Origin of the sequence: Rhodoferax ferrireducens (assembly GCF_049302455.1) — a bacterium.
GTDB classification, from domain to species: domain Bacteria; phylum Pseudomonadota; class Gammaproteobacteria; order Burkholderiales; family Burkholderiaceae_C; genus Rhodoferax; species Rhodoferax ferrireducens_B.
This window is the reverse complement of sequence record NZ_JBAQMD010000115.1, coordinates 1-26233: the sequence shown is the minus strand read 5'-3', so window position 1 is coordinate 26233 and position 26233 is coordinate 1. Positions and strand designations below refer to the sequence as shown.

The following is a 26233-nucleotide window of genomic DNA, read 5'->3' as shown; positions in this document are numbered from 1 at the left end:
TTCGGTTATTTGATGCTCTGCGCATTCATGATCTTCAACACCTTGTCTGTGATGTCATGCGTTGGGTTGACATAGACCGCATCTTGCAACACCAGGTCATACTTTTCTGCCTCGGCCACCTGTTTGACGACCTTGTTGGCCTCTGCCAGCAGTTGCTGCAATTCGTCGTTTTTGCGCGCAGTCAGGTCTTCCTGAAAACCGCGATGCTTTCGTTGCAACTCGCGGTCCTGGTCTGTCAACTGTTTTTGACGGCTGACACGCTGCGCCTCCGACAGGGTGGGCGCTTCGACCTCAAATTTGTCGGCCGCCGATTTCAGCAGTGCATCCTGCGCAGCAATCTCTTTTTCGCGCTTGGAAAATTCCTGCTGCAGCTTGGCTTGGGCTATCTTGGCGCTATTGGCCTCCTTGAAGAGGCGGTCGGTTTTGATAAACCCGAGGTGAAGTGCCTGCGCCTGAGCGCTGATCAGCAAGCCAGCGAAAGCAAGGCCGGTGCAGCACCGGCGTAGAAAGTTGTCCATTTAAAATTCGTTCCGATCTGTTGTTGCGTGGCCTGTATCTTCGTCACATTGGATGCATCTTGTCTGGACCTGTCCCGCCTTGATGCAGTACCCAGGCCGACTGCCCGATATTGTGGTCCATCGGGACTTAGGTGAATCTTAAGGCTGCGGGGAAAATTAAGACCGGCTAAGTTTGACAGGTGATAGTTGGCCATTCTCTTAACCCAAGCTCCACAACTTGCGCCCCTGATGCTTGTTGGGCGCGCTGACTTCAAGCATTCACACTTGGCTGGCCGGATTGCACGCCTTGGCCGCCGTTTACCACCGCGTTTTATTGAGGGACAGCGTGCTGAGCGCCATGTTGCCGCCATGGATGGCGCATGCGGTCGCAGGGCTTGGCTACCGAAGAAAAACGGGCGGGCAAGTGGGTCGCGCGTAGACAGTGGTCAAGCTCGTGCCGTGTTTAAGTTTCACCTAAGTCTCCTGAGAAAAAATAAAAGCGTCCGAACTACATTTTCAGATTGACGCCTATGCCACGTTCATTGAGTTCCGCCATGATGGCCACGCTGCCTGTGGCTCTGTTTGCGGCGACTCATGCGCAGGCGGAAGAAAACGAAGGCGGTTTTCGAGGGTTTTTCAAAGATGACTTGCATGGAAAAAGTTCGTCGCAGAACCGGGTTGCGGATCAAGTGTTGACACCATTTCACATACAGAAAGAAATTCCATGAAGCAAACTCTGAAAAAAATGTCCTGGCTTATCTGCTCTCCAAGTAGGCCGGTGTCATGAAGTCCCTTGGCCCTGTTTTCTCTGGTGAGAAATGCGTCCAACCGCTGGACATCCAGCGCCGCACCGCTGCGAATCAGCTGCGCGATTTGCCACGCCGGTGCGGACAAGGGCGTCTTCGATGAGCATCGTGTCAAAATTCCGCGCTAAGCTGCGGCATGTACATCTGATGGCGTCGAAAATGGCAAACCATGAAACACATCACCTTCTATCTCGATTTCATTTCACCCTACGCCTATCTGGCTTTTGAAAAATTGCCCGAGGCGCTGATGGGGCACAGTTACAGCGTGACCTACAAACCGATCCTGCTGGCCGCGCTGCTCAAGCACCATGGGCAACTGGGGCCGGCCGAGATTGCGCCCAAGCGCGACTGGACCTACCGCCAGGTGCTGTGGCTGGCGCGCCAGCAGGGGGTAGAGCTGCAGTTGCCAGCCAGTCATCCATTCAATCCGCTGGCGTTGTTGCGGCTGGCCGTGGCCTGTGAGGCGCAGGGTCTGCCCAATCGTTACGTTTGCGAAACGCTGTTCAAACACGTCTGGCAGGGCGGCTTTGAGGCCACCGATGCCCAGCGTTTGCAGGCCGTCAGCCAACACCTGGCGCCGCAGCGGGCCCCCGACAGCGACGCGGTCAAAGCGCTGCTGAAAGCGCACACGGATGAGGCTGTCGCACGTGGCGTGTTTGGCGTGCCGACCTTTGAGGTCGATGGCAAGCTGTTTTGGGGTTTGGATGCCTTGCCGATGCTGCAGGACTATTTGGCCGGTGATGCCTGGTTTGCCGCCGCGTGGGGCGCTGCCGCCGCGGTGGCACCCGGGGTGCGGCGCTGAGCTGGCTTACCTTCTGAACTTGCCGTCCACACTGATGATGGACAGGTCGGCAAAGTCCAGCCCGCCGTGGTCGGTCGGGCTGTAGCTGATCTCCAGGCCGCCCAGGTCAAATTTTTGCATGCCTTCCAGCGCGGCCTGGAGCCGTTCGCGCGTCGGCTTGGGACCACTGCGACGTAACGCTTCCACCAGCACCTTGGCCGATGCAAAACCCTCCAGCATGGCCGGGCTCATATCTTTGATGTTGTGCGCGTTGGCCAACTGCGTGGCTTCTTTGACGAGTCCATAACGAAAAGTTTGTGGCAGCACCTGGCTCACGATCACGCCGCGCGCCTGGTCACCCAGCAGTTTGACAAAGCCGCTGGAGGCGTTGTTGGAGAGGGTGACCAACTGGGCGCCGCTGCCAGCGGCCTTGACCGCCTTGACGCCGCTGACCACCGCGGTGCCGGAGCCGATGATGATGATGGCCTGCGGGTCTGCCTTGGCCACGATCGGCGCGATGGCGGAAAAATCAGGTTTGCTGCGGTCGAACTTTTCCAGCGCGACTGCTTTGATCTTGGCGGTTGCCAGGCCATTTTGTACGCCTTGAAGTCCGTCGCTGCCAAAAGTGTCGTCCACGTGGATCACGGCAATGCGCGTGATGCCGATCGAGGCCAGGTGGGCGATGGCTTTTTCGGCCTCACGCTGGTAGGTGGCGCGCACGTTGAAGATGTGGCGTTGTACCGGTCGACGCAACACCATGGCACCGGTGGACGGTGCAATCAAGGGCACGCCATGCTGATCCAGCATCGGGATGATGCCCTCGGTATGCGGTGTGCCGCGGGTCATGAACAGGGCGAGTACCCCGTCCTGTTCAATCAGTTTGCGCGCGTTCAGGGCGGTCAGCTTGGTGTCGAACTTGTCGTCCAGGGTCAGGATTTTGATCTTTTCACCGTTGACGCCGCCTTTGGCATTGACCGCGTCAATGTAGAGCATGGCGCCGGTGTCCGCTTCTTTGACTGTGGCGGCGACGGCGCCGGTCACGCCCACGGTCTGGCCGATCAGGATTTCCGCATGCAGTGCGGCGCCGCACAGCATGAATGTGACGGTCAGTGCCAGCAAACGACTCAATTTCATAGTGAACCTCTTCGATGAATGGGCAAAAGTCTAGGGCGATATCGGTACGGGTCAATTAGGGTAAGCACGTGCCGCAATGACACTGGATACCCCTGCGCGATGGCCAAAGCCTTGGAAGTCCCTAGAATCTTCTGCCTCAACAGCCAAAAGCCCAACCATGACCCAGGGAATTATCCGCATTCGCGGTGCGCGCCAGCATAACCTCAAAAACCTGGACCTCGACATCCGCACCGGCGAGCTCACGGTGGTGACCGGGCCCAGCGGTTCGGGCAAGTCGAGCCTGGTGTTTGACACCTTGTTTGCCGAAGGCCAGCGCCGTTATGTGGAAACCTTCTCGGCCTATGCGCGCCAGTTTCTGGATCGCATGGACAAGCCCGCCGTGGACAAGGTCGAAGGCGTGCCGCCGGCGATTGCGATTGACCAGACCAACCCGGTGCGCTCCAGCCGCTCCACGGTGGGCACGATGACCGAGCTCAATGACCATTTGAAGCTGCTGTTTGCCCGCGCTGGGGCTTTGTTTGACCGGGTCACGGCGCAGCCGGTGCGCCACGACAGCCCCGAGACGATTTACGCGCAACTGCTGGAGCGCTCAGCGCAGGCGAATACCCGCCTGGCCATCACCTTCCCGGTTGAATTGCCGGCCAGTGCCACGCCGGAAGAGGTGGCGCAGTGGTTGTCGGTGAGCGGCTTTACCAAGGTGCAGGCGGAGCGCGATCTTGAGGTGGAGGCAAGCCCGGCTGTCGGCCACAAAAAGCCCGGCAAAGCCGCACCGGAGTCGGCATCCAGGCGCAAAGTGCTGGACGTGGTGGCGGACCGGTTCAGGCTGGGTCACGCCGAGCGCGCGCGTGTGCTGGAGGCGATTGAGGTGGCGCTCAAGCACGGTAGCGGCCGGATCAATGTTTATGTGCTAAATGAGGCTGCAGCCCCCGATGTTCAAGGGAGTTCAGCTACAGATTCGATAGTAAATTCGGCGCCTGAGATCTGGCGCTTTTCCACCGGCCTGCATTGTCCCGAGAGCAATTTGCGCTACACCGACCCGATCGCGTCGATGTTTTCTTTCAACTCCGCCGTGGGTGCCTGCGACGCCTGCCGCGGTTTTGGCCGCGTCATTGGGGTCGACTACGGGCTGGTGATTCCCAATGACAAGCTGACCTTGCGCGCCGGCGCCATCAAGCCGATGCAGACCCCCGCCTGGCAGGAGGCGCAGGACGATTTGATGCGCCACGCGGAAGGCGCCGGCATTCCGCGCGACACGCCCTGGTACAAGCTCACGCCCGAGCAGCAGCATTGGGTGATCGATGGCTCCCCCAACTGGAACGGCAAGTGGAACCAGCACTGGTTTGGCATCAAGCGCTTCTTTGAGTACCTGGAAACCAAGTCTTACAAAATGCACATCCGCGTGCTGCTGTCCAAGTACCGCAGCTACACGCCATGCCCGAGCTGCGGCGGTGCACGGCTGAAGACCGAGAGTCTGCTGTGGCGCATGGGCAGCAAGGCCGATGCGGATGCCGTTTTGGCGCCGACGCAGCGCTTCATGCCGGTCGGGGTGTCGTGGTCGCGTGAACAGTTGGAGGCCCTGCCGGGCCTGTGTTTGCACGACTTGATGTTGTTGCCGCTGGAACGGGTTCGACGCTTTTTCGATTCGATGCAAGCTCGGCTTGGGGTGTCGGAGTGCGCCGCGCCGGAAACAGCCGGGGAACCCGGTTTGCCCGTGGCGGTGGTGACTTCTGAGGCTGATGCCAAGACCCTCAAACTGCTGTTCGAAGAAATCAGCACGCGCCTGAAATACCTGTGCGAGGTGGGCATTGGCTACCTCACCCTGGACCGCCAAAGCCGCACCCTCAGCGGGGGCGAGGTCCAGCGCATCAACCTGACCACCGCCTTGGGCACCTCGCTGGTCAATACGCTGTTTGTGCTGGACGAGCCCAGCATCGGCTTGCACCCGCGCGACATGCACCGCATCATCGTGGCCATGCAGCGCCTGCGTGACGCGGGCAATACGCTGGTGGTGGTGGAGCACGACCCGGCGGTGATGCTGGCGGCCGACCGCATGATTGACATGGGGCCCGGCCCGGGCGAGCGCGGCGGGCAAATCGTGTTTGACGGCTCGACCGCCGACCTGCGCCATGCCGACACCCTGACCGGCGCTTACCTGGGCGGGCGCAAGCAGGTCGGCCTGGGCTTCCAGCGGCTGGTGGCCGCCAACACCCCACGCCTGGTTCTGGAAGGTGCACGCGAGCACAACCTGAAAAACGTGAGCGTCGAATTTCCGCTGCAGCGCCTGGTGTGTATCACCGGGGTCAGCGGTTCCGGCAAGTCAACCCTGATCCAGGACATCCTGGCACCGGCGCTGAAACGGCATTTTGGCAAGCCGTCCGAGGCCCCGGGTGCCTTCGAGCGCCTGCTGGGCGCCGAGCAACTCAGTGACGTGGTCTTTGTGGACCAGTCCCCGATTGGCAAAACCGCACGTTCCAACCCGGTGAGCTACGTCGGCGCCTGGGATGCGATCCGTGAGATTTTTGCCAATGCCCCGCTGTCGCGGCAGCGCGGCTACACCGCGTCCAAATTCAGCTTCAACAATGGCGACGGCCGCTGCGCCACCTGCGGCGGATCGGGCTTTGAACATGTGGAAATGCAGTTCTTGAGCGACGTTTACCTGCGCTGCCCGGACTGCGATGGCAAACGCTACCGCCCTGAGATCCTGGAGATCACGATTGAGCGCCCGCTACCCGTTCGCCCTGAGCCTGTCGAAGGGCTCTCAGGGGCTTCGACGGGCTCAGCCCGAACGGTGAGTGTGAATGCCCGAATGATCAGTCTCAACGTCGCCGACGTGCTGAACCTGACCGTCAGCGAAGCCGCTATCCTTTTTGAACATGATCGCGAGGTAATACGGGGGCTGCAGCCCATTATTGATGTAGGTCTGGAATACGTGAAGTTGGGCCAGCCGGTGCCCACGCTCAGCGGTGGCGAGGCGCAGCGTCTCAAGCTGGCTGGGTTTTTGGCCGACGCTGCCAAAAGTGCGAGCGCGAGCCGTCAGGCCATCGCCCGGCGCGGCACTTTGTTCATGTTCGATGAACCCACCACTGGCCTGCATTTCGACGACATCGCCAAGCTGATGCGCGCCTTGCGCAAACTGTTGGATGTGGGCCATTCATTGATCGTGATCGAGCACAACCTGGATGTGATTCGTGCCAGTGACTGGCTGATCGACCTCGGGCCCGAAGGAGGTGAGGCGGGCGGCGAGGTGGTGGCGTTTGGCACACCGGATGATGTGCGGCAGCATCCGACTTCCCATACGGGCAAAGCCTTGCGTGAGTACGCCGCGGCGATGGGGGGGGTGCATGGAGTCCATGAATTCACTGCGCCGTATTTGGTGCACGCTGCGGCGGCGGGGGTCACGCCGGGCGCCTCAGACGCAGGCTCAACATCGTTGCCCGGCGCAACCCCCGCCGCCGCGGATCGTGGTGTGCATGCGGCTGAAAACGCCATCCAGATCATCAATGCGCGTGAGCACAACCTCAAGTCGCTCAGTGTTGATATTCCACGTGGCAAGTTCACGGTGGTGACCGGTGTGTCGGGTTCGGGCAAGTCGACGCTGGCCTTCGACATTCTCTTCAATGAAGGGCAGCGCCGCTATCTGGAGTCGCTCAACGCGTATGCCCGCTCCATCGTGCAACCGGCGGGCCGACCGGAAGTGGACGCGGTCTATGGCATCCCGCCAACGGTGGCGATCGAGCAGCGACTCTCGCGCGGCGGGCGCAAATCGACCGTCGGCACCACCACCGAAGTCTGGCATTTCTTGCGCCTGCTGTTTGTCAAGCTGGGCACGCAGCACTGTATCCATGACGGTACGCCCGTCGCCCCGCAAACGCCCGACAGCATTGCCGCCCAACTCATGAAAAACTTTCGCGGCCAGCACATTGGACTGCTGGCGCCGCTGGTGATGAACCGCAAGGGCGTCTACACCGAGCTGGCCGACTGGGCGCGGCCGCGCGGCTTCACGCACTTGCGGGTGGACGGCAACTTTTTGCCGACCACGGCTTTCCCGCGCATTGACCGTTTCAAGGAGCACACGATCGAGCTGCCGGTGGCGAGTCTGGACGTGCTGCCGGAGCAAGAAGCCGCCTTGCGTGCGGCGCTGGCGCAAGCGCTGATGCATGGCAAAGGCGTGGTGCATGTCTTGAGCAACTTGAGTGGCTTGCGTGCCGCCATGCTGGCGGGCACGTCGACAGCGCAGATTGGCACGCTGCAGGCCTTTTCCACCCTGCGCGCCTGCCCGGTGTGCAGCACCAGTTACGCCGAGCTGGACCCACGCCTGTTCTCCTACAACAGCAAGCACGGCTGGTGCCCGGACTGCGTCGGCACCGGTGTTCGCCTGACCAAGGAGCAGCGCAAGGTGTTCGACGACTCGGTGCGTGATGACGATAACAAAGGTCGCGAGCAGACCTTTGCCGAGCCCGAGGTGGAGGACCTGGTGGATGCGGTGTGTCCAGCTTGCCAGGGCACCCGGCTCAATGCGACGGCTCGGGCGGTGAAGTTCGGCCTGCAACTGGCAAGCCCTGCGACCGCAAGCGTCCATGCCAGGCAGGCGATCGAGGGGGTGGCCATCACCGAACTGGCTCGCCTGAGTGTCACCGACCTGCGCCAGTGGGTGGAGACGCTGCAGACCCAGGGCCGCATGAGCCAGCGCGAAACCGACATTGCGCGTGACCTGGTGCCCGAGATCAAGGGCCGGCTTGAGTTTCTGGAGCAGGTGGGCCTGGGCTACCTCACGCTGGACCGGGGCGCGCCCACGCTCAGCGGTGGCGAGGCGCAGCGCATCCGCCTGGCCGCGCAACTCGGCAGCAACCTGCAGGGTGTGTGCTACGTGCTCGACGAGCCCACCATTGGCTTGCACCCGCGCGACAACCAGATCCTGCTGGGTGCGCTGCAAAGCCTGAGCGACCAGGGCAACACGCTGGTGGTGGTGGAGCACGACGAAGACACCATCCGTTACGCCGACCACATCATCGACATTGGCCCCAGCGCGGGCAAACGCGGCGGGCAACTGGTGGCCGAGGGTTCTGTGGCCGACATTCAGGGGGCTTCTGAGTCGCAAACGGGCAAGTATCTTTTGCATGCGATGAAGCATCCGTTGCAGGCGCGACGTTCTGTGTTGGTTCACGCGATGGCCGGAACTGGTGGGGTACTCGCTGCGTCTAAAGCCGGTTCGCCGGGCGCCTCAGCGACTAGCTCAACATCGTTACCCGGCGAACCGGCTTCAGCCGCGACACCGTTGGTTCGTGGTGCGAATCTGAGCATTGCTGTATCGAATGCCACGACTGCAGTGAATTTGGCAAAACCCCAAGTCCAGGGGGCGGATTCCATTTTCGTCCCCGCTCCCCCAAAGAAGAAAAAAGCCGCTTCGAAATTGGAATCTGACCCCAATTTCACGACCCCCGAAGTGCAACGCTGGCTGACGGTAACCAACGCCACCATGCACAACCTGCAAGACGTCACCGCCCAAGTCCCCTTGAGCCGACTCGTCGCCATCACCGGTGTCAGCGGCTCCGGCAAATCGACCCTGGCACGAGACGTTTTGCTCGCCAACGTCCACACCGCCGTGCAAAAACGCAGCACCAAAGCCGGTCGCGACGCCTTGGACGCCGGCGAGCAAATCAGCTGGATCGGCTGCGCATCTGTCACCGGTTTCGAGTCGGTCGACCGCGTGCTCGAAGTCGATCAAACCCCGATCGGCAAAACCCCGCGTTCGTGCCCGGCCACCTACATTGGCTTCTGGGACATCATCCGCAAGCTGTTCGCTGACACGCTGGAGGCCAAGGCACGCGGCTACGCGGCCAACCGCTTCAGTTTCAATACCGGTGAGGGCCGCTGCGCCGGTTGTGAAGGGCAGGGCATACGCACCATCGCCATGAGTTTTCTGCCGGACGTCAAGGTGTTGTGCGAGACCTGCAAGGGCGCGCGCTTCAACCCGGAGACGCTGGCCGTCACCTGGCGCGGCAAGAACATTGGCGACGTGCTGCAAATGGAAGTGGATGAAGCGGTGCAATTTTTTGCCGCCATGCCCAACATCAGCCACCCGCTGCAATTGCTGAAAGACGTGGGGCTCGGTTATCTGACCCTGGGTCAACCCTCACCCACGCTCAGCGGTGGCGAGGCGCAGCGCCTCAAGCTGGTGACGGAACTGAGCAAGGTGCGCGACGACATCACGCGGCGCGGTCAAAAAGCCCCGCACACCCTGTACGTGCTGGACGAACCCACCGTCGGCCTGCACATGGCCGACGTGGAGAAGCTGATCAAGGTGCTGCACCGCCTGGTCGATGGCGGCCACAGCGTGGTCGTCATCGAACACGACCTGGACGTGATTGCCGAGGCCGATTGGGTGATTGACCTGGGGCCCGACGGCGGTAACGCCGGTGGCCGCGTGGTGGCGGCGACGACGCCGGAGGGTGTGGTGGCGCTGGGCACGCCCACCGGCGTGGCGCTGGCGGCGGTGCTGGCCAGGTAGCAGTCTACCGGCCCAGAATCGGAAACAGCTTGATCAGTCCGTCCGACATGACCTCGACCGCCAGCGCCGCCAGGATCAGCCCCATCAAGCGCGTCATGACGTTGATGCCGGTCTTGCCCAGGCCGCGCGCAATCGGCTGGGCCAGCGAAAAGCACAAGGCGGTGGCCAGGGCGATGACCAAGCCGTAGCCCACCAGCGTGCTCAACTGCCAGAAAGTCTTGGCCTTTTCGGCATAAATCACCACCGTCGACATGGTGGCCGGACCGGCCAGCAGGGGAATGGTGAGTGGCACCACCGCAATGCTGGCGCGGACGGAGGCGTCATGCATTTCCTCTTCATTCGATTTGGCCTCTGCTGGCTGAGCGTTGAGCATGGCCAGGGCCGAGGTCAGCAGCAGCATGCCACCACCGACCTGAAAACTGGCCAGCGAGATGCTGAAAAAATCCAGAATGTGCAGGCCCATCAGGGCGCTGGTGGTAATCACAACAAAGGTGCTGAACGATGAAATCCAGATCGTGCGCCGCCGTTGCTCGCGCGTGAAGTCCTGCGTGTAGTGAATGAAGAACGGCACGATGGCCAAGGGATTGACAATGGCCAGCAGCGTGACGAGGGGCTTGAAATCCATAGAATTTTCCTCCTGATTGGTTCGCTAAAAGGCCAAGCTCAAGCCGGAGAAAAACGGGCGGATCAAGCGCTAGGGTTTGACAGCGGGCACCGGCTGGCTGCGACCCTGATCCAGCACCAGCATGACGTCGCGCTGATCCAGTCCGTACATGTCGGCAAACTCTGCGGGTGTCTTGCCGCTGCTGTTGAATGCCCTGAGCAAGGCCTCTTGCTTGGCCAACTTTTGATCCAGTTCGGCAAATGCTTCCTCCAGCAAGGTATTGGCGCTCGCATCTTTTGTCAACACCCTGGCCTGGTACTCCTGGCGTGTCAAGCCGGACGCGGCAAACGCGGCGAGCAATTGGGCACGCAATTTTGGCCGCAAATCGGCCTGGGTGCGGCCTTGCCGACGGCGAAACAGCTCCAGCAGGGCGAAGTGCACATGCTCCGGGGCGACAGCTTCCACGGCTGCGCCCTGCAGGTCATGGCGCGGCTTGCCTGCGGCAACACTTTGCAGATAGCGCGTCGAGCGGGTGTGCAGGCCCAGTGCCAGCTTGAGGCTGTCGCGCTGGAACTGCTCGGGGTGAAGGGCCAGCAGCTCCTGAAAAATACCGAGCTTAAGCGGCAGGAACTCGGCGCCAAACAGATGCGGATAGAGTTCAAACAGCTTCTCCAGCACGGGCTGGACAGCTTGCGAGCGCCCGGGCTTGCTGGCTTGCTCTTTGGGCTGCGTCGGTGTATCGGCTTGGGCGGGTGCTTCGGGTGTAGTACTGGTCATAGGATTAAACGGTAGGTCAACCCGCGATTGTCGACCAAGTGGCCTGCCACCGGTTGGCGGCAGCGCTTACGGCGCATCCACACCCAAAAATTCGGCCAGTGCGGCCGTGCTCATGGCCCCCTCCCGACTCACGGTTTGTCCGGACTTCATGTTTTTGGCGACGACGAACGGGACCGATTCGGCGCCAAAGCTGTTCAACAATTGGGTGTTGTTCTTGATCGATTGCTCGATTTCCGGTGTGATGCTGCTGCTGGCTGAAATGCCGCCCTGGCCCGCCAGCAGTGACGTTTCATGCTCGGTCATCAAGGCCGCCGGATTGGCCGACGTCAGCAGTGCGGCGCCCTGTGCCTTGCTGGTCGCGTTGATCATGCCAATCGGAATCCAGACAAACTTGACTTTGCGCTGCAGCGGCTCGGACGCCTGCCACAGGCTACCGCAGTGCGGGCACTGGGTGTCGAAAAAAACATAAACCGTGTTGCTGCTCATCAAGGCGCCGACGGTAAAACCTTTGGCCTCGGCGGCTATCGTCGGCAAGGACAGTTCGCGCTTGCTCGCGGCCGCGGTGGCGGCGGAGTCCTTGGGTGAGCAGCCGCTGATGCCCAGCGCCAGCAGCAGGGAGGAGAAGAACAGGGAATAAAGTTTCAAGGAACACCTCTTTTGTAGGGAGCAATGACGGACAGAAAATTCAGCGTTTGCAGAGGCCGGCATCTTACCGTGGGCTGAATTGACCGGCACCGTTGGGGTATTCTGCAACCCTGGTTGCTCGGTCACCCAATCGCCCGGTCGAGCGACTATCGTGGTAGGACTCATGCCCGCCGCACCCAAGAGACAAACGCCCAACAGGAAAATAAATTGAACACCAGCATTGACTACTACTTTGCCCCGCAAAGCCCCTGGACCTACCTGGGTCATGCCCGTTTTGAGGCGATCGCCAAGGCGGCGAACGCCGTTGTTCGGGTGTTGCCGGCCGATTTTGGAAAAATATTCGCGATCTCAGGTGGCTTGCCTTTGCTCAAACGCGCGCCGCAGCGCCAGGCCTATCGACTGCTGGAGCTGGCTCGTTTTGCTGATGTCTTGAAGTTGCCCCTGAACGTGCAACCGCGTTATTTTCCAGTCGCGCCCGACGATGCCGCGCGGCTGATCATCGCCGTGGATCTGCAGGACGGTGCGCAGGCGGCGCTGCGCCTGAGCGGCGCAGTATTTGGCGCCGTCTGGGAGCAGCAGCGCGACATCGCCAACGCCCAAACGCTGGCGGAGTTGATCACCGAGTGTGGTCTGCCATCAGAGCGGCTGGCGCAATCGCGCAGTCAGGCTGTGCAGGATCAATACGATGCCAACACCCAGGCCGCCATCGAAGCGGGCGTATTTGGCGCGCCCAGTTACTGCCTGGGCGGCGAAATCTTCTGGGGCCAGGACCGGCTGGACTTCGTCGAGCGCAAGCTCAATCCCAACTGAACAAAAACTTTCAAAAGGGCATGCAGATGGCTGATTTCATTGAATTGACGGCGCCAGACGGCCTCAAATTTCCCGCCTACCAGGCGCGACCGGCAGGGCCGCTCAAAGGGGCGATCATCGTGCTGCAAGAGATTTTTGGGGTCAACCCGCATATTCGCGCGGTGGCCGATGACTTTGCGGCGCAAGGTTACCTGGTGCTGGCGCCGGCCACCTTTCACCGGGTCAAGCCGGGCGTGGAACTGGGCTACAGCCCGGCCGACGTGGCGGCGGGCGTGGCCCTGAAGGCAGCGGTGGAAGGGCTGGCGCCACCTGGCGTGATGCAGGACATCCAAGCCGCCATCGACCACGCTTTGAGAGCGGGCTCAAGCGGCAAGGTTGGCCTGGTGGGTTACTGCTGGGGCGGCCTGCTGGCCTGGCGCGCGGCCTGCCAGTTGTCGGGCTTGCGTGCGGTGGTGCCGTACTACGGCGGCGGCATGACCCGTGCCGTGGAGATCGGACGCACGCCGATCTGTCCGGTGCTGGCGCACTTTGCCAAGCAGGATCAATCGATCCCGCTGGATGGGGTGCAAGCCTTCCAGCAAGCGCACCCTGAGGTGGAGGTGCACCTGTATCAGGCGAGCCATGGCTTCAACTGCGATCATCGCAGCGCCTACGACGCCGCCGCTGCCGCGCTGGCGCGTGAGCGCACGCTGGCCTTTTTGGCCAGGCATTTGGCTTGACGTCCCGCGAGGTTGTTGTGCCGCGCTACAGCACCTTGCTCAGGAAGCGGCGTGTGCGTTCTTCCTGGGGCCGATCAAAGAGGTCGGCCGGTGTTCCTTCCTCGACCACCAGGCCTTCGTCGATGAACAGGACCCGGTCCGCGACCTGGCGGGCAAAGCCCATCTCGTGGGTGACCACCACCATGGTCATGCCTTCCTCGGCCAAGGCCTGCATGACGGCCAGGACTTCCCCCACCATTTCGGGGTCGAGCGCAGACGTGGGTTCGTCAAACAGCATGATGCGCGGCTGCATGGCCAGGGCCCGAGCAATGGCCACACGCTGCTGTTGCCCGCCGGACAGCTGGTTCGGGTAGGCGTCAATCTTGTCGAGCAGACCGACCTTGACCAGCAATTCGTGGGCGCGGCTGTGGGCTTGCGCGGCGCTCAGGCCGCGCACCTTGGTGGGGGCCAGCGTGATATTTTCCAGCACGGTTTTGTGCGGGAAAAGATTGAAGCGCTGAAACACCATGCCGATTTCAGAACGCAGGGCATCCACATCGGTCTTGGGGTCATGCACCGAAACGCCGCCCACCAGCACCTGCCCGCCGGACGCATCTTCCAGACCGTTCAGGCAGCGCAGAAAGGTGCTTTTGCCCGAGCCGGAGGGACCGATCACGCACACCACCTCGGACGCCTGGATGCTGCAGTCAATACCCCGCAACACCTCCAGGGTCCCAAACTGCTTGGTCAGGCCCTTAACGCGTATCACCTCGTCCATAACGCGCCTCCAGGTTCTTCACCACATAGGCCAGGCCCAGCGTCAACACCCAGTACATCAACGAAATCGTGAGATAGGGTTCCCAATAACGCGAATACGCGCCGGCGACCGTGCGTGCCGCGTAGGCCAGCTCGGCCAGACCAATCGCGGAAATCAGTGACGAGTCCTTGAGCAGTGAGATCGCGTTGTTGCCCAGCGGCGGTAGCATGCGGCGAAACGCCTGCGGCAACACGACGTGGAACATGGTCCGAGGGAATGACAGGCCCAGTGAACGGGAGGCTTCGACTTGCCCGCGGTCGATCGACTGGATGCCGGCCCGGAAGATCTCGGAAATATAGGCGCCCGCATTGAGGGTGAGGGCGATCACGCCGGACAGGAAGGCACCGTAGTTTTGTTTGAGGTTGCGCGCGGTTTCGCCTGAAATCAGCAGGCCGTCGGCCGGGTTGATGAACAGCGGCAGCACCGCAAAGTGAATCAGCAGAATCTGCACAAACAGCGGGGTGCCGCGGAAAAAACTGACATACACGGTAGAGGGCCAGCGCAAGGCGAACTTGCACAGCTGCCGGGCGGGCGCATGGCGCGCTTCGGCCAGGCGCGCCATGCCGATGGCCAGGCCCAGCGCCGTGCCCTGCACGATGCAGATCAGCGTGACCAGCATGGTCATTTGCAGGCCGCGCCAGAACAGCACGGCGTACTCGGCAATGATGTCAGCGCGAAACCAGCCGAACCAGAGTACTTGCTCCATCGGGAAAGTGCGACCTCGGGCTTATTGGACTGGCAGGACCGGCGCTTCAGCCAGGAACCATTTCTTGTAGATCTGCGCGTAACTGCCGTCGGCCTTGATGGCGCTCAGACCGGCATTGAGTTTGTCCAGCAGCGCTTTGTTGCCCTGCTTGACGACGATGCCAAAGTACTCTTTGGGAAAGCTCGGATCGTTCACGGTCTTGAGCTGCTTGTGCTCCTGAGCGCGAAAGGCGATGACGCCGTTGTCGCCGATGGCAGCGTCCACACCGCTGTTGACCAGCTCGGAGATGACCACGGGGGTGCTTTCAAAGCGACGAATATCGGGGTTGGTTTTGCCGAATTCGCGCGAGGCGGTGTCGTCGCCCGTGCTGCCCGTGACCACGCCAATTTTTTTGCCAGCGAGGTCTTTCAGGCTTTTGGCCGTGCTGTCTTTCTGGACCGCGATCAGCTGGCGCGCTTCAAAGTAGGGCATGGTGAAGTCATACGACTGTTTGCGCTTGTCGTTGATGGTGACGCCAGAAATGACGAGATCGACGTCGCCATTGTTGAGGGCCGCGAAGATGCCGGTCCAGGGTGTGTTGACAACCTTGATCTGCAGTCCCGCTTTTTGCGCGACCGCCTTGATGATGTCCACGTCATAACCCACGATCTCTTTGGCTGGGTTTTCGTAGGCAAACGGGCGGTAGGTGGCGCTGGAGCCGACGACCAGCTCCTTGTTCTGAGCCTGGACGCTGCCCAGTGCGAGTGTGAGCAAGCCGGCCGAAGCCACAATTTTGTGCAGGAGGTTCATGGTCGCGTCCTATGAGGTTAAGGAAAAAATGCTGGCGCGTCCAGATCATGGACGCCAAGGGAAGATCGTTGATGGTAACGCTTGCAACACTTGAACCGACGCACTTCGGGCGGGGCCGGATGGTTCAGCGTGCCGAGCGCTCCAGGAAGCGTTTGCGCCAGAAAAACACCACCAAGGTCACGGCGGTGAACCCCATGGCCACCATGGCCAGCCAAAAGCCGTTGGATCGGTGAAGCAAAGGGATGAAGTCAAAGTTCATGCCAAAAATGCCGGCAATCAGGTTCAGCGGCAAAAAAATGGCGGTCAGCACCGTGAGCGTGCGCATGATCTCGTTGGTGCGGTGGCTTTGGGCGTTGAAGTGCATCTGCACGGCGGCCTCGGCGCTTTGCTCGAGTCGGCGCACGTGATGCACCACGCGCTCAATGTGTTCCAGCACATCGCGGCTGCGCACCAGCAGCAGCTCATGCTCGCTCTGGCTCAAGGGGGTGTCGGCCTCGGGCCAGGTTTTGAGGGACTCGATCCAGTCCTGCACGGCGCTGTGCTGGTCTTCGCAGATCTCGTCCAGATGGTGCAGCGACAGCCGTGCGCTCAGCAGTGCGCTCCAGTTGTTGAAGCGTGTCTTGGGGTCCAGCAACTCTGCCTGCCAGTGGTCGAGCTGGTGCGTGAGGTCGCGGCGCAGTTCCAGGTAGCTGTCCACCATCTGGTTGACGATGCGCAGCATCATGTCGGCCGGGTGCGCAGGCACGCCCCGCGCTCCGGCCGAGCGACTGTCTGGGGTGACGCCGTTGCCGTTGTGAGAGGATGCCGAGTGGCCGCCGGCTGCCAGTAGCCGCGCGGCATAGGCGTCGCGCATCGCACAGTCGGTCGGGTGGATCGTCAGCAGCACGCGGTCAAACACCGCAAAACCCACCGGGCTGGTGTCGATGCGCCGCAAAATGGGCGGACCACCGCGCGCGGGCAAATGGTTCAGCGTTTGGCCAGGCTGCGCCGGATCGACCGCCAGGCCGCCTGCCGCCAGACGGCGAAACACCAGCAGGTCGTATTGCGAGGTGTAGTCGTAGCGCGAAGGCAGTTGCTGGTTCAGCAGGTCAGAGACGTGCAAATCAAGCAGTTGCATGCCGGTGAGCGCTTGCAGCGTGGCCTGCAGCTGGGTTTGCAGCACATCAAACTGCGCGCGGGCGCAAGCAATCCAGAGGTAGCCGTTTTCTGGCAGGCGCACTTGCTGCAGCGCGGCCAGCGCGGTGAGCCGGGCCGACGCGGCGGCGGGCTCTTGCGGTGTCAAACCGGGGGTCTCCCCGTCGGCGGCAATCACGGTCTCACTGACGCCAGTGCCGTCAATGGTGAAAATCCGCAGGGGCTGTTTCATCACGGAATTTATATAAGAAATCGGCCTCTAGCCACCGTACCTATTTCGTAAGTAGCTATTATTTTTGTAGTAATCGAGCCGCGTCACGGGCGAAGTAAGTGAGCACGCCATCGGCCCCGGCGCGCTTGAAGGCCAGCAGGCTTTCCATCATGACGGCGTCATGATCGAGCCAGCCGTTTTGCGCTGCGGCCTTGAGCATGGCGTATTCGCCCGACACCTGGTAGGCAAAAGTGGGGACCTTGAACTCATCCTTGACGCGGCGCACCACGTCCAGATACGGCATGCCGGGCTTGACCATCACCATGTCGGCGCCCTCGGCGATATCGAGCGCGACTTCGCGCAGCGCTTCGTTGGAGTTGCCCGGGTCCATCTGGTAGACCTTCTTGTTGCTTTTTCCCAGATTGGCCGCCGAGCCCACGGCGTCGCGGAACGGGCCGTAAAACGCGGACGCGTATTTGGCGCTGTAGGCCATGATGCGGGTGTGAATGAAGTGATTCGCTTCCAGCGCCTGGCGGATGGCGCCGATGCGCCCGTCCATCATGTCGCTGGGGGCGACGATATCGGTACCGGCAGCCGCTTGACAGAGAGCCTGCTTGACCAGTACTTCGACGGTTTCGTCGTTCATGATGTAGCCGTCTTCCAGCGGGTCCGGGCTGGGCAGGCCGTCCTGGCCGTGGCTGGTGAAGGGGTCGAGCGCCACGTCCGTCATGATGCCCAACTCGGGAAATTCTTTCTTCAAGGCCCGCACCACGCGCGGCACCAGACCGTCCGGGTTGAAGGCTTCGCGGCCATCGGGGGTTTTGAGCGACTGCTCAATCACCGGGAACAAGGCCATCACCGGGATGCCCAGCTGGACGCATTCCTCGGCCACCGGCAGGAGCAGGTCCAGGCTCAGGCGTTCCACGCCGGGCATGGAGGAAACCGCCTGGCGTTGCCGTTGGCCGTCCACGACAAAAATCGGGTAGATCAGGTCATGCGGGGTCAGTGCATTTTCACGGACCAGGTTGCGTGTGAAGCTGTCACGGCGCAAACGGCGGGGGCGACCCAAGGGGTAAGAAGCATAGGTTGTCATGGTTAAAAGTGTAAGGGGTCCAGGGGTTTGGTCGCGCTGATTACAAAATATTTCATTCGTATTCTTGAAACGGAGGCGGATTTTTGTTAAATTACGCGTGGGCGGTTCGCCGCCTCCCGCTTTTCCTCCCTGAGCGGGGCCTTGATGTGTGACAGCAAATAGGCTTACCACCCCAGCCCTCGAGCTGGGGTTTTTTTTGCCCGATGCTTTGGCTTCGAAGCGAAGCCGGTCCAGCAGCGCGGCCACAAGACCAGGTCGGCCGCTCCATACTAAACTGCCGCTTATGCTCTGGATTAAATCGCTTCACATTGTTTTTGTTGCCAGCTGGTTTGCCGGCCTGTTTTACCTGCCGCGCATCTTTGTCAACTTGGCCATGGTGCCTGCTGATTCTGCCCCCGAGCGTGAGCGGCTGTTATTGATGGCGCGCAAATTACTTCGCTTTACCACCCTGATCGCGGTGCCCGCCGTGGGCCTGGGCGTGTGGTTGTGGGCCGGTTATGGCATTGGCTGGGGACCGGGCAATGGCTGGATGCATGCCAAGCTGGCCGTGGTGGCGCTGGCATTGGGCTATCACCACAGTTGTGGCGTTTTGCTGCGCAAGTTTGTGGCCAATCACAATAGTCATGGCCACGTCTGGTACCGCTGGTTCAATGAGGCGCCGGTACTGATGCTGCTGGCGGCGGTGCTGCTGGTGGTAGTCAAGCCGTTCTGAATCCGGGCGGGCGTTGATGCACAAGACCTCAGCGTGGCCCCTGGCTTTGATCTACGTTGGGCTGATCTGTTACGCCAGTCTGTACCCCTTTTCCGATTGGCGTTACCAGGGCGTCGTGCCCTGGGCTTTCCTCAGCGGCCCGTGGCCCAAATACTGGACCGGTTTTGATGTCACGATCAATCTGCTGGGTTATTTGCCGCTCGGCTTTTTGTTGGCGCTTAGCGCGTTGCGCACTGGCAGGGGGCGGTTTGCCGTAGCGCTGGCGACGTTGTTAGCGGGCCTCTTATCGTTGGCGCTGGAGTCATTTCAGAATTATTTGCCCTTTCGTGTGCCCTCGAATGTGGATTTGGGACTCAATGTGGTGGGGGCCTGGCTGGGCGCGTTGCTGGCCTGGGGCATGGAAGAATTGGGGGTCATAGAGCGCTGGAGCATTTTCAGGGCGCGCTGGTTTGTGGCGGATGCCCGGGGAGGCCTCGTGTTGTTGGCTTTGTGGCCGGTCGGCCTGTTGTTCCCGGCGGCGGTGCCATTTGGCTTGGGGCAGGTGCTGGAACGGCTCGAATCAAGCTTGGGCGATATTCTGCAGGACACACCGTTGCTGGACTGGCTGCCGGTGCGCGATATCGAACTGCAACCCCTGGTGCCAGGTGCTGAGCTGGTCTGCGTCATGCTGGGCATGCTGATTCCGTGTCTGCTTGGTTTTTGCATCATCCGCGCGACCTCTCGGCGCCTGCTGTTCTTGTTGCTGGTGTTGGCCTGCGGGATGGGGGTGACGGCGCTCTCGGCCGCCTTGAGTTATGGCCCGGAGCATGCTTGGGCATGGTTCAGCGTGCCGGTCAAGGCCGGCTTGGTCGCAGCGATGGTGCTGGCGCTGTTGCTGCTGGGGGTGCCGCGACGTGTGAGCGCGGCCCTGGTGTTGCTGGCGCTGGGCGTTCACCTTGACTTGCTTAATCAGGCACCTGCCAGTCCCTATTTTGCGCAAACCTTGTCCACGTGGGAGCAGGGACGTTTTATCCGTTTTCACGGCCTGGCGCAGTGGGTGGGGTGGTTGTGGCCTTATGCAACTCTGGTCTATGTGCTGTTCAGGGTTTGGGTCAGAGACACAAAAAACTAGAATCCCGGTCATGACTGAAACGAAATTCAACAGTGAGTCAGGTCATGTCCCTGACCTGCAGCCGCTCAAATCCTATTACGAGCGGCATGTTTTCTTTTGCCTCAATGAAAGAAAAAACGGCGAACAGTGTTGTGCCCAGTATCAGGCGCAGCAAGCGTTCGATCACTGCAAGACGCAGGTCAAGGCAGCGGGCCTGGCAGGCCCGGGGCAGGTCCGGGTTAACAAGGCCGGCTGCATGGATCGATGTGCTGCCGGACCGGTGCTGGTGGTTTACCCGGAGGCGGTCTGGTACACGTATTTGGACAACGCCGACATTGACGAAATCGTGGAGTCGCACTTGAAAAACGGCCAGGTGGTGGAACGACTTCTCATCCCGCCGACGCTGGGCCGCTAAGATTTTTTTAAGCGTTTTTGGCCTCTAGCCACCGCTCATCAAGCGTAATAAGCTATTATTTATATAGCATAAATTCAGTCCGACTTGCAGCATGCAAGATCGGCGCAACCAATTCATGATGAAAAAACTACTCTTGACTCTTGCTGCCGCAGTGTGTTTATCGGTTTCGGCACAAACGCCCCAGCCGCCCGAAATTGCCGCACGTTCCTATTTGTTGTTCGATATCACGGCCAATCAGTTCCTGGCGGAGAAAGACATTGACAGCCCGGTGGAACAGGCGTCGCTGACGAAGTTGATGACGGCCTATATTGTTTTTGATGCGTTACGCAGCAAAAAAATTGACCTCAAGCAGACGCTGCCGGTGAGCGAGCGCGCCTGGAAGATGCCGGGTTCCCGCATGTTCATCGATCCCAAGATGAAAGTGCCGGTGGAAGATTTGATCAAAGGCATGATCGTGCAAAGCGGCAACGATGCCACCATGGCGTTGGCCGAAGGCGTTGGCGGCACGGTCGAGCGCTTCGTGCAACTCATGAACGAGCAAGCCAAGGCGCTGGGCATGAAGTCCACCAACTACAAGAATCCGGAGGGTTTGACCGAGGCGGGCCACACCACCACCGCCCGTGATCTCAGTATTCTGGCCACCCGCCTGATGCGCGATTTCCCGGATTACGTGGCCTATTACGCTATCAAGCAGTATCGTTACCCGGGAACCCCGGCTGCCAATGGCAGCAACCGCAACTTGCTGCTGTTTCGCGACCCGACAGTGGACGGTTTAAAAACGGGACATACCGATGCCGCGGGCTATTGCCTCATCGCCACCGCGAAGCGCGACTTCGTCGGCCTGGGTGCACCGGGTGCGGCCCCCGGATCACCGGGCGCAACGGGAAGTCGGCGCCTATTGTCTATCGTGTTGGGTGCGACCAGTGAAAACTCGCGCGCCAACGAGTCGCAGAAGCTGCTGAACTGGGGCTACACCGCGTTTGAGCCGGTCAAGCTGTTCGATGCCAATCAGGCGGTCGTCTCTCCGGCGGTCTGGAAGGGCAAGGCGGCGATCGTCAAATTGGGTCGCCCGGAGGCGATTGTGGTGGCTGTCCCTGCGGGTACGTCGGGCAAAATCAAGACGCAAGTGCTGCGCTCGGACCCGCTGGTCGCCCCATTTACCAAGGGTCAACAAGTGGCAACCCTGAAAGTCACCAGCGGGGAGCAGACGCTGACTGATGTGCCGTTGCTGGTCTTGGAAACGGTTGAGCAGGCCGGGGTGTTGGGCCGTGCCTGGGATGCATTGCGCCTGTGGATCAAGTAGTGAGAGTCTGTGGAAAAGTTGGCGCTGGCACACAACGTCTAGCTGCCAAAGCTGCAAAAAATCATTGCGGGCAAGTGCTTGACCTGCTATAGTTGAAAGCTTTTCGGAATTTCCGAAGGGATTCACGTTTTCGAAGTATTTAAGTCTTAGCTGTCAAAACAGCTATCAAACGTTTAGGGACGTTTTTCAATGCCAACCATTAATCAACTAGTACGTCAGGGGCGCGAGGTCGAAACGATCAAGTCCAAAAGCCCTGCGATGCAAAACTCTCCACAGCGTCGCGGTGTGTGCACTCGTGTGTACACCACCACGCCTAAAAAACCAAACTCGGCTCTGCGTAAAGTCGCCAAAGTGCGCCTGACCAATGGGTTTGAGGTTATTTCCTACATCGGCGGTGAAGGTCACAACCTGCAGGAACACAGCGTCGTGCTGGTTCGTGGCGGTCGTGTCAAGGATTTGCCTGGTGTGCGTTACCACATTGTGCGTGGTTCGCTCGACTTGCAAGGCGTGAAAGACCGCAAGCAGTCGCGCTCCAAGTACGGTGCCAAGAAGCCAAAGGCCAAATAAATTTTCGTTTGGTCGAATAAAAAAGGTGTTGTTTCCCGCGTGGCGCGGTGATGCAACGTAGTGACCCGCTGTTGGGTCGAGTAAGTAAAAACCAGAATGGTTTTTGCGGCGTCTGATAAAGACGCCAACTGAAGCAAAGAGGTGAAAAAATGCCACGTCGTCGCGAAGTCCCTAAACGTGAAATCCTGCCGGATCCCAAGTTCGGCAATGTCGAGTTGTCCAAATTCATGAACGTGATCATGGAAGGCGGCAAAAAAGCGATCGCCGAACGCATTATTTATGGTGCGCTTGAGCAGATCGAGAAGAAGAACCCTGGCAAAGACCCGGTTGAAGCCTTCACCATGGCCATCAACAACGTCAAGCCGATGGTTGAAGTGAAGTCCCGCCGCGTGGGTGGCTCCAACTACCAGGTGCCGGTTGAAGTGCGCCCGGTGCGCCGCTTGGCTTTGTCCATGCGCTGGATCAAGGAAGCGGCTCGCAAGCGCGGTGAGAAATCCATGGCGTTGCGCCTGGCCAATGAACTCATGGAAGCCACCGAAGGTCGGGGCGGCGCCATGAAAAAGCGGGATGAAGTTCACCGTATGGCAGAGGCCAACAAGGCCTTTTCCCACTTCCGCTTCTAAGAGGCGGTTACTGCGCGATTTTCATGCGTCGGTGCGGCTTTTTGCCGCGCTTTTTGCACTGCCAACAGGGTGGTGCCCAGTCTGAAAGTCGCTCGCTACGCCTCAAGGATCGAAAATCCTTGGGGGTAGCAGTTTGAAGATATAGATCAACCAAGGATCCATCATGGCTCGCCATACCCCCATTGAGCGCTACCGCAATATCGGTATTTCGGCTCACATTGACGCCGGTAAAACCACCACCACCGAGCGCATTCTTTTTTATACCGGCATCAATCACAAGATTGGTGAAGTGCATGACGGCGCTGCCACCATGGACTGGATGGAGCAGGAGCAAGAACGTGGCATCACGATCACCTCGGCGGCCACCACCTGCTTCTGGAAAGGCATGGAAAACAACTTTGCCGAGCACCGCATCAACATCATCGATACCCCTGGACACGTCGATTTCACCATTGAGGTCGAGCGTTCCATGCGTGTCCTCGACGGGGCCTGCATGGTCTATTGTGCCGTGGGTGGTGTGCAGCCGCAGTCCGAGACCGTTTGGCGTCAGGCCAACAAGTACAAAGTGCCTCGCCTGGCATTTGTGAACAAGATGGACCGCACCGGGGCCAACTTCTTCAAAGTCGTGGACCAGATGAAGCTGCGCCTCAAGGCCAGCCCTGTGCCCATGGTGATTCCAATTGGCGCGGAAGAAAATTTCACTGGCGTGGTCGACTTGCTCAAGATGAAGGCCATCATTTGGGATGAGGCTTCACAAGGTATGTTGTTTGACTACCGTGAGATTCCTGCCGAACTGGTGGAGCTGGCCAAAGAATGGCGTGAAAAGATGGTTGAGGCTGCCGCCGAAGCATCTGAAGAGCTCATGAATAAATACCTTGAAGAGGGCGATTTGACCGAAGATGAGATCAAATTCGGTATTCGTACCCGCACCATCGCCAGCGAAATCCAGCCCATGTATTGTGGCTCCGCGTTCAAGAACAAAGGCGTGCAGCGCATGCTGGATGCCGTGGTTGAGTTCATGCCGTCGCCAGTCGATATTCCTCCGGTCAAGGGAATGGACGAAGACGAAAACCCGGTGGTGCGCCAAGCTAACGACACCGAGAAGTTTTCTGCCCTCGCTTTCAAGCTGATGACCGACCCGTTTGTGGGGCAGTTGACCTTTGTGCGCGTCTACTCGGGTGTCCTGCAAAAAGGTGACAGTGTCTACAACCCGATTCGTGGCAAAAAGGAACGCATTGGGCGGATTGTGCAGATGCACGCCAACAATCGCCAAGAGGTGAGCGAAATTGTCGCGGGCGATATTGCAGCTTGTGTCGGTTTGAAAGACGTGACGACCGGTGAGACCCTGTGCGACCCCAGCGCCATCATCATGCTCGAGCGCATGGTGTTCCCTGAGCCCGTCATTACGCAGGCCGTGGAGCCCAAGACCAAGGTTGACCAGGAAAAAATGGGTATCGCTTTGCAGCGTTTGGCGCAAGAAGATCCTTCCTTCCGCGTCAAAACGGATGAAGAGTCCGGCCAGACCCTGATCGCCGGTATGGGCGAGTTGCACCTCGAAATCATTGTTGACCGCATGAAGCGCGAATTTGGCGTTGAAGCCAACGTGGGCAAGCCGCAAGTGGCCTACCGCGAAACCATTCGCAAGACGGTCGAAGATGCCGAAGGCAAATTCGTGCGCCAATCGGGCGGCAAGGGTCAGTACGGTCACGTCGTGCTCAAGATTGAACCGAACGAACCCGGCAAGGGCATTCAGTTCATCGACGCTATCAAGGGTGGTGTTGTCCCGCGCGAATTCATCCCTGCGGTTGAAAAAGGCATTAACGAGGCTGTGACCTCGGGCGTGTTGGCCGGTTACCCGGTGGTTGATGTCAAGGTGACACTGCATTTCGGCTCCTACCACGATGTGGATTCGAATGAAAACGCCTTCAAGATGGCGGCCATTTTTGGCTTCAAAGAAGGTTGCCGCAAGGCGGGCCCGGTGATTCTGGAGCCCATGATGGCTGTGGAAGTCGAAACACCGGAAGACTACGCCGGCAACGTGATGGGCGATTTGTCCTCACGTCGCGGCATGGTGCAAGGCATGGAAGACATGGTCGGTGGTGGCAAGGCCATCAAGGCGGAGGTACCCTTGTCTGAAATGTTCGGTTACTCCACCACGCTGCGTTCCATGTCACAAGGTCGCGCGACCTACACCATGGAATTCAAGCACTACACGGAAGCGCCGCGTAACGTGTCCGAAGCCATCATGGCGGCTAGGGCCAAATAATTTCTGTTTGATTTGCGGGACAGGCCGCAGCGGCACAAAGCGAGCTGGCCCTGTCCTCAAACTGATCGGATTTACAACTGTCTGCGATTTCGCACCCCGAGCTGCCCGTGGCAAGGGAAACCGTGACGAACTGCAAACATTAAACCAATTCACGGGTATTGCTCTTCTAAGGATTTGAAAATGGGAAAAGAAAAATTTTCGCGTAGCAAGCCGCACGTCAACGTCGGCACCATTGGCCACGTCGATCACGGCAAGACCACCCTGACAGCGGCCATCACCAGCGTGCTGGCGGCCAAATTTGGCGGCACCGCCAAGGCCTACGACCAGATCGATGCAGCGCCCGAAGAAAAAGCGCGCGGCATCACCATCAACACGGCCCACGTCGAGTACGAAACCGCCAATCGCCATTACGCCCACGTCGATTGCCCCGGCCACGCTGACTATGTGAAAAACATGATCACCGGCGCGGCGCAAATGGACGGCGCCATTCTGGTCGTGTCCGCCGCTGACGGCCCCATGCCGCAAACCCGCGAACACATCCTGCTGGCGCGTCAGGTCGGCGTGCCTTACATCATCGTATTCCTGAACAAATGCGACATGGTCGACGACGCCGAACTGCTCGAACTCGTTGAAATGGAAGTGCGTGAACTGCTCGACAAATACGAGTTCCCGGGCGACACCACCCCCATCATCCATGGCTCGGCCAAACTCGCCATGGAAGGCGACAAAGGCCCCATGGGCGAACAAGCCATCATGAAACTCGCTGATGCGCTGGACAGCTACATTCCCCTGCCGGAACGTGCCATTGATGGCGCCTTCCTGATGCCCGTCGAAGACGTGTTCTCGATCTCCGGTCGTGGCACCGTGGTGACCGGCCGCGTTGAACGCGGCATCATCAAAGTCGGCGAAGAAATCGAAATCGTCGGCATCCACGACACCCAAAAGACCACCTGCACGGGCGTCGAAATGTTCCGCAAACTGCTCGACCAAGGTCAAGCGGGTGACAACGTCGGCATCTTGCTGCGCGGCACCAAGCGTGAAGACGTGCAACGCGGCCAAGTGCTGTGCAAGCCCGGTTCGATCAAACCGCACACCCACTTCACGGGCGAGATCTATGTCTTGTCCAAAGACGAAGGTGGCCGCCACACCCCGTTCTTCAACAACTACCGTCCCCAGTTCTACTTCCGTACCACGGACGTGACCGGTGCGATCGAGTTGCCAGAAGGCAAAGAAATGGTGATGCCGGG

23 protein-coding genes are annotated in these 26233 nt (G+C 60.0%); 13 read left to right on the top strand and 10 right to left on the bottom strand.

The genetic code is table 11. The features are described from left to right. Nucleotides 1-5: 5 nt before the first annotated feature. Nucleotides 6-518, bottom strand: a complete 513-nt coding sequence (locus WA157_RS18790) for an OmpH family outer membrane protein (protein WP_422622429.1) — start codon at nt 516-518, stop codon at nt 6-8. Between the two features lie 533 nt (nt 519-1051). On the opposite strand from WA157_RS18790, the gene WA157_RS18785 reads away from it, so the two are divergent. Together WA157_RS18785 and WA157_RS18780 are read left to right on the top strand one after the other, a co-directional pair. Beyond that, entirely contained in the window at nt 1052-1225 is a 174-nt protein-coding gene (locus WA157_RS18785; protein WP_422622428.1) for a hypothetical protein, read from the top strand. A gap of 247 nt (nt 1226-1472) precedes the next feature. Continuing rightward, nucleotides 1473-2105 (top strand): 2-hydroxychromene-2-carboxylate isomerase, encoded by a 633-nt coding sequence (locus tag WA157_RS18780; RefSeq protein WP_422622427.1) that lies wholly within the window; start codon nt 1473-1475, stop codon nt 2103-2105. A 6-nt stretch (nt 2106-2111) separates the two neighbouring features. Here WA157_RS18780 and WA157_RS18775 read toward each other — a convergent pair whose 3' ends face one another. Beyond that, nucleotides 2112-3218 (bottom strand): ABC transporter substrate-binding protein, encoded by a 1107-nt coding sequence (locus WA157_RS18775; RefSeq protein WP_422622426.1) that lies wholly within the window; start codon nt 3216-3218, stop codon nt 2112-2114. Nucleotides 3219-3375: 157 nt separating this feature from the next. On the opposite strand from WA157_RS18775, the gene WA157_RS18770 reads away from it, so the two are divergent. Then, nucleotides 3376-9726 carry an excinuclease ABC subunit UvrA gene (locus WA157_RS18770; RefSeq protein WP_422622425.1) on the top strand — a complete coding sequence of 2117 codons (6351 nt, stop codon included), beginning with the start codon at nt 3376-3378 and terminating at the stop codon, nt 9724-9726. Between the two features lie 4 nt (nt 9727-9730). Here WA157_RS18770 and WA157_RS18765 read toward each other — a convergent pair whose 3' ends face one another. The 3 genes from WA157_RS18765 to WA157_RS18755 all read right to left on the bottom strand — a co-directional run bounded on the left by WA157_RS18765 (nt 9731) and on the right by WA157_RS18755 (nt 11752). Beyond that, a complete protein-coding gene (locus WA157_RS18765) occupies nt 9731-10351 on the bottom strand; it encodes a MarC family protein (RefSeq protein WP_422622424.1) in 621 nt (206 codons plus the stop codon). A 69-nt stretch (nt 10352-10420) separates the two neighbouring features. Next, a complete protein-coding gene (locus tag WA157_RS18760; protein ID WP_422622423.1) occupies nt 10421-11107 on the bottom strand; it encodes a ProQ/FINO family protein in 687 nt (228 codons plus the stop codon). Nucleotides 11108-11173: 66 nt separating this feature from the next. Continuing rightward, entirely contained in the window at nt 11174-11752 is a 579-nt protein-coding gene (locus WA157_RS18755) for a DsbC family protein (protein ID WP_422622422.1), read from the bottom strand. Between the two features lie 207 nt (nt 11753-11959). On the opposite strand from WA157_RS18755, the gene WA157_RS18750 reads away from it, so the two are divergent. Then, the gene (locus WA157_RS18750; protein ID WP_422622421.1) at nt 11960-12562 is read left to right on the top strand and encodes a 2-hydroxychromene-2-carboxylate isomerase; all 603 of its coding nucleotides are present in this window, start codon (nt 11960-11962) and stop codon (nt 12560-12562) included. Between the two features lie 26 nt (nt 12563-12588). Next, on the top strand, nt 12589-13281 hold the full coding sequence (locus WA157_RS18745; protein ID WP_422622420.1) for a dienelactone hydrolase family protein: 693 nt from the start codon (nt 12589-12591) through the stop codon (nt 13279-13281). A gap of 25 nt (nt 13282-13306) precedes the next feature. On the opposite strand, the gene WA157_RS18740 is transcribed toward WA157_RS18745, so the two are convergent. The 5 genes from WA157_RS18740 to hemB form a co-directional block, all read right to left on the bottom strand. Continuing rightward, on the bottom strand, nt 13307-14029 hold the full coding sequence (locus tag WA157_RS18740) for an amino acid ABC transporter ATP-binding protein (RefSeq protein ID WP_422622491.1): 723 nt from the start codon (nt 14027-14029) through the stop codon (nt 13307-13309). Continuing rightward, nucleotides 14016-14783, bottom strand: a complete 768-nt coding sequence (locus tag WA157_RS18735) for an amino acid ABC transporter permease (RefSeq protein WP_422622419.1) — start codon at nt 14781-14783, stop codon at nt 14016-14018. The genes WA157_RS18740 and WA157_RS18735 overlap by 14 nt, the downstream gene beginning before the upstream one ends. A gap of 21 nt (nt 14784-14804) precedes the next feature. Beyond that, nucleotides 14805-15572: a basic amino acid ABC transporter substrate-binding protein gene (locus tag WA157_RS18730; protein WP_422622418.1), complete on the bottom strand. Its 768-nt coding sequence runs from the start codon at nt 15570-15572 to the stop codon at nt 14805-14807. A gap of 124 nt (nt 15573-15696) precedes the next feature. Further along, complete coding sequence (locus WA157_RS18725) at nt 15697-16938, bottom strand: magnesium transporter CorA family protein (protein ID WP_422622417.1); 1242 nt, start codon at nt 16936-16938, stop codon at nt 15697-15699. Between the two features lie 58 nt (nt 16939-16996). Beyond that, nucleotides 16997-18010, bottom strand: a complete 1014-nt coding sequence (gene hemB, locus WA157_RS18720; protein WP_422622416.1) for a porphobilinogen synthase — start codon at nt 18008-18010, stop codon at nt 16997-16999. A gap of 283 nt (nt 18011-18293) precedes the next feature. On the opposite strand from hemB, the gene WA157_RS18715 reads away from it, so the two are divergent. The 8 genes from WA157_RS18715 to tuf all read left to right on the top strand — a co-directional run. Next, complete coding sequence (locus WA157_RS18715) at nt 18294-18722, top strand: CopD family protein (protein ID WP_422622415.1); 429 nt, start codon at nt 18294-18296, stop codon at nt 18720-18722. Between the two features lie 16 nt (nt 18723-18738). Then, complete coding sequence (locus WA157_RS18710) at nt 18739-19833, top strand: VanZ family protein (protein ID WP_422622414.1); 1095 nt, start codon at nt 18739-18741, stop codon at nt 19831-19833. A gap of 10 nt (nt 19834-19843) precedes the next feature. Next, the gene (locus tag WA157_RS18705; RefSeq protein WP_422622413.1) at nt 19844-20227 is read left to right on the top strand and encodes a (2Fe-2S) ferredoxin domain-containing protein; all 384 of its coding nucleotides are present in this window, start codon (nt 19844-19846) and stop codon (nt 20225-20227) included. A 115-nt stretch (nt 20228-20342) separates the two neighbouring features. After that, the gene (locus WA157_RS18700; RefSeq protein WP_422622412.1) at nt 20343-21530 is read left to right on the top strand and encodes a D-alanyl-D-alanine carboxypeptidase family protein; all 1188 of its coding nucleotides are present in this window, start codon (nt 20343-20345) and stop codon (nt 21528-21530) included. Between the two features lie 189 nt (nt 21531-21719). Next, on the top strand, nt 21720-22097 hold the full coding sequence (gene rpsL, locus WA157_RS18695) for a 30S ribosomal protein S12 (protein ID WP_011466063.1): 378 nt from the start codon (nt 21720-21722) through the stop codon (nt 22095-22097). Nucleotides 22098-22246: 149 nt separating this feature from the next. Beyond that, nucleotides 22247-22720: a 30S ribosomal protein S7 gene (gene rpsG, locus WA157_RS18690; RefSeq protein ID WP_011466062.1), complete on the top strand. Its 474-nt coding sequence runs from the start codon at nt 22247-22249 to the stop codon at nt 22718-22720. A gap of 163 nt (nt 22721-22883) precedes the next feature. Further along, on the top strand, nt 22884-24986 hold the full coding sequence (gene fusA / locus WA157_RS18685; protein WP_422622411.1) for an elongation factor G: 2103 nt from the start codon (nt 22884-22886) through the stop codon (nt 24984-24986). 180 nt (nt 24987-25166) lie between these two features. Further along, nucleotides 25167-26233 (top strand): elongation factor Tu (tuf, locus tag WA157_RS18680; protein WP_422622410.1); only part of this gene is annotated, 1067 nt, incomplete at its 3' end.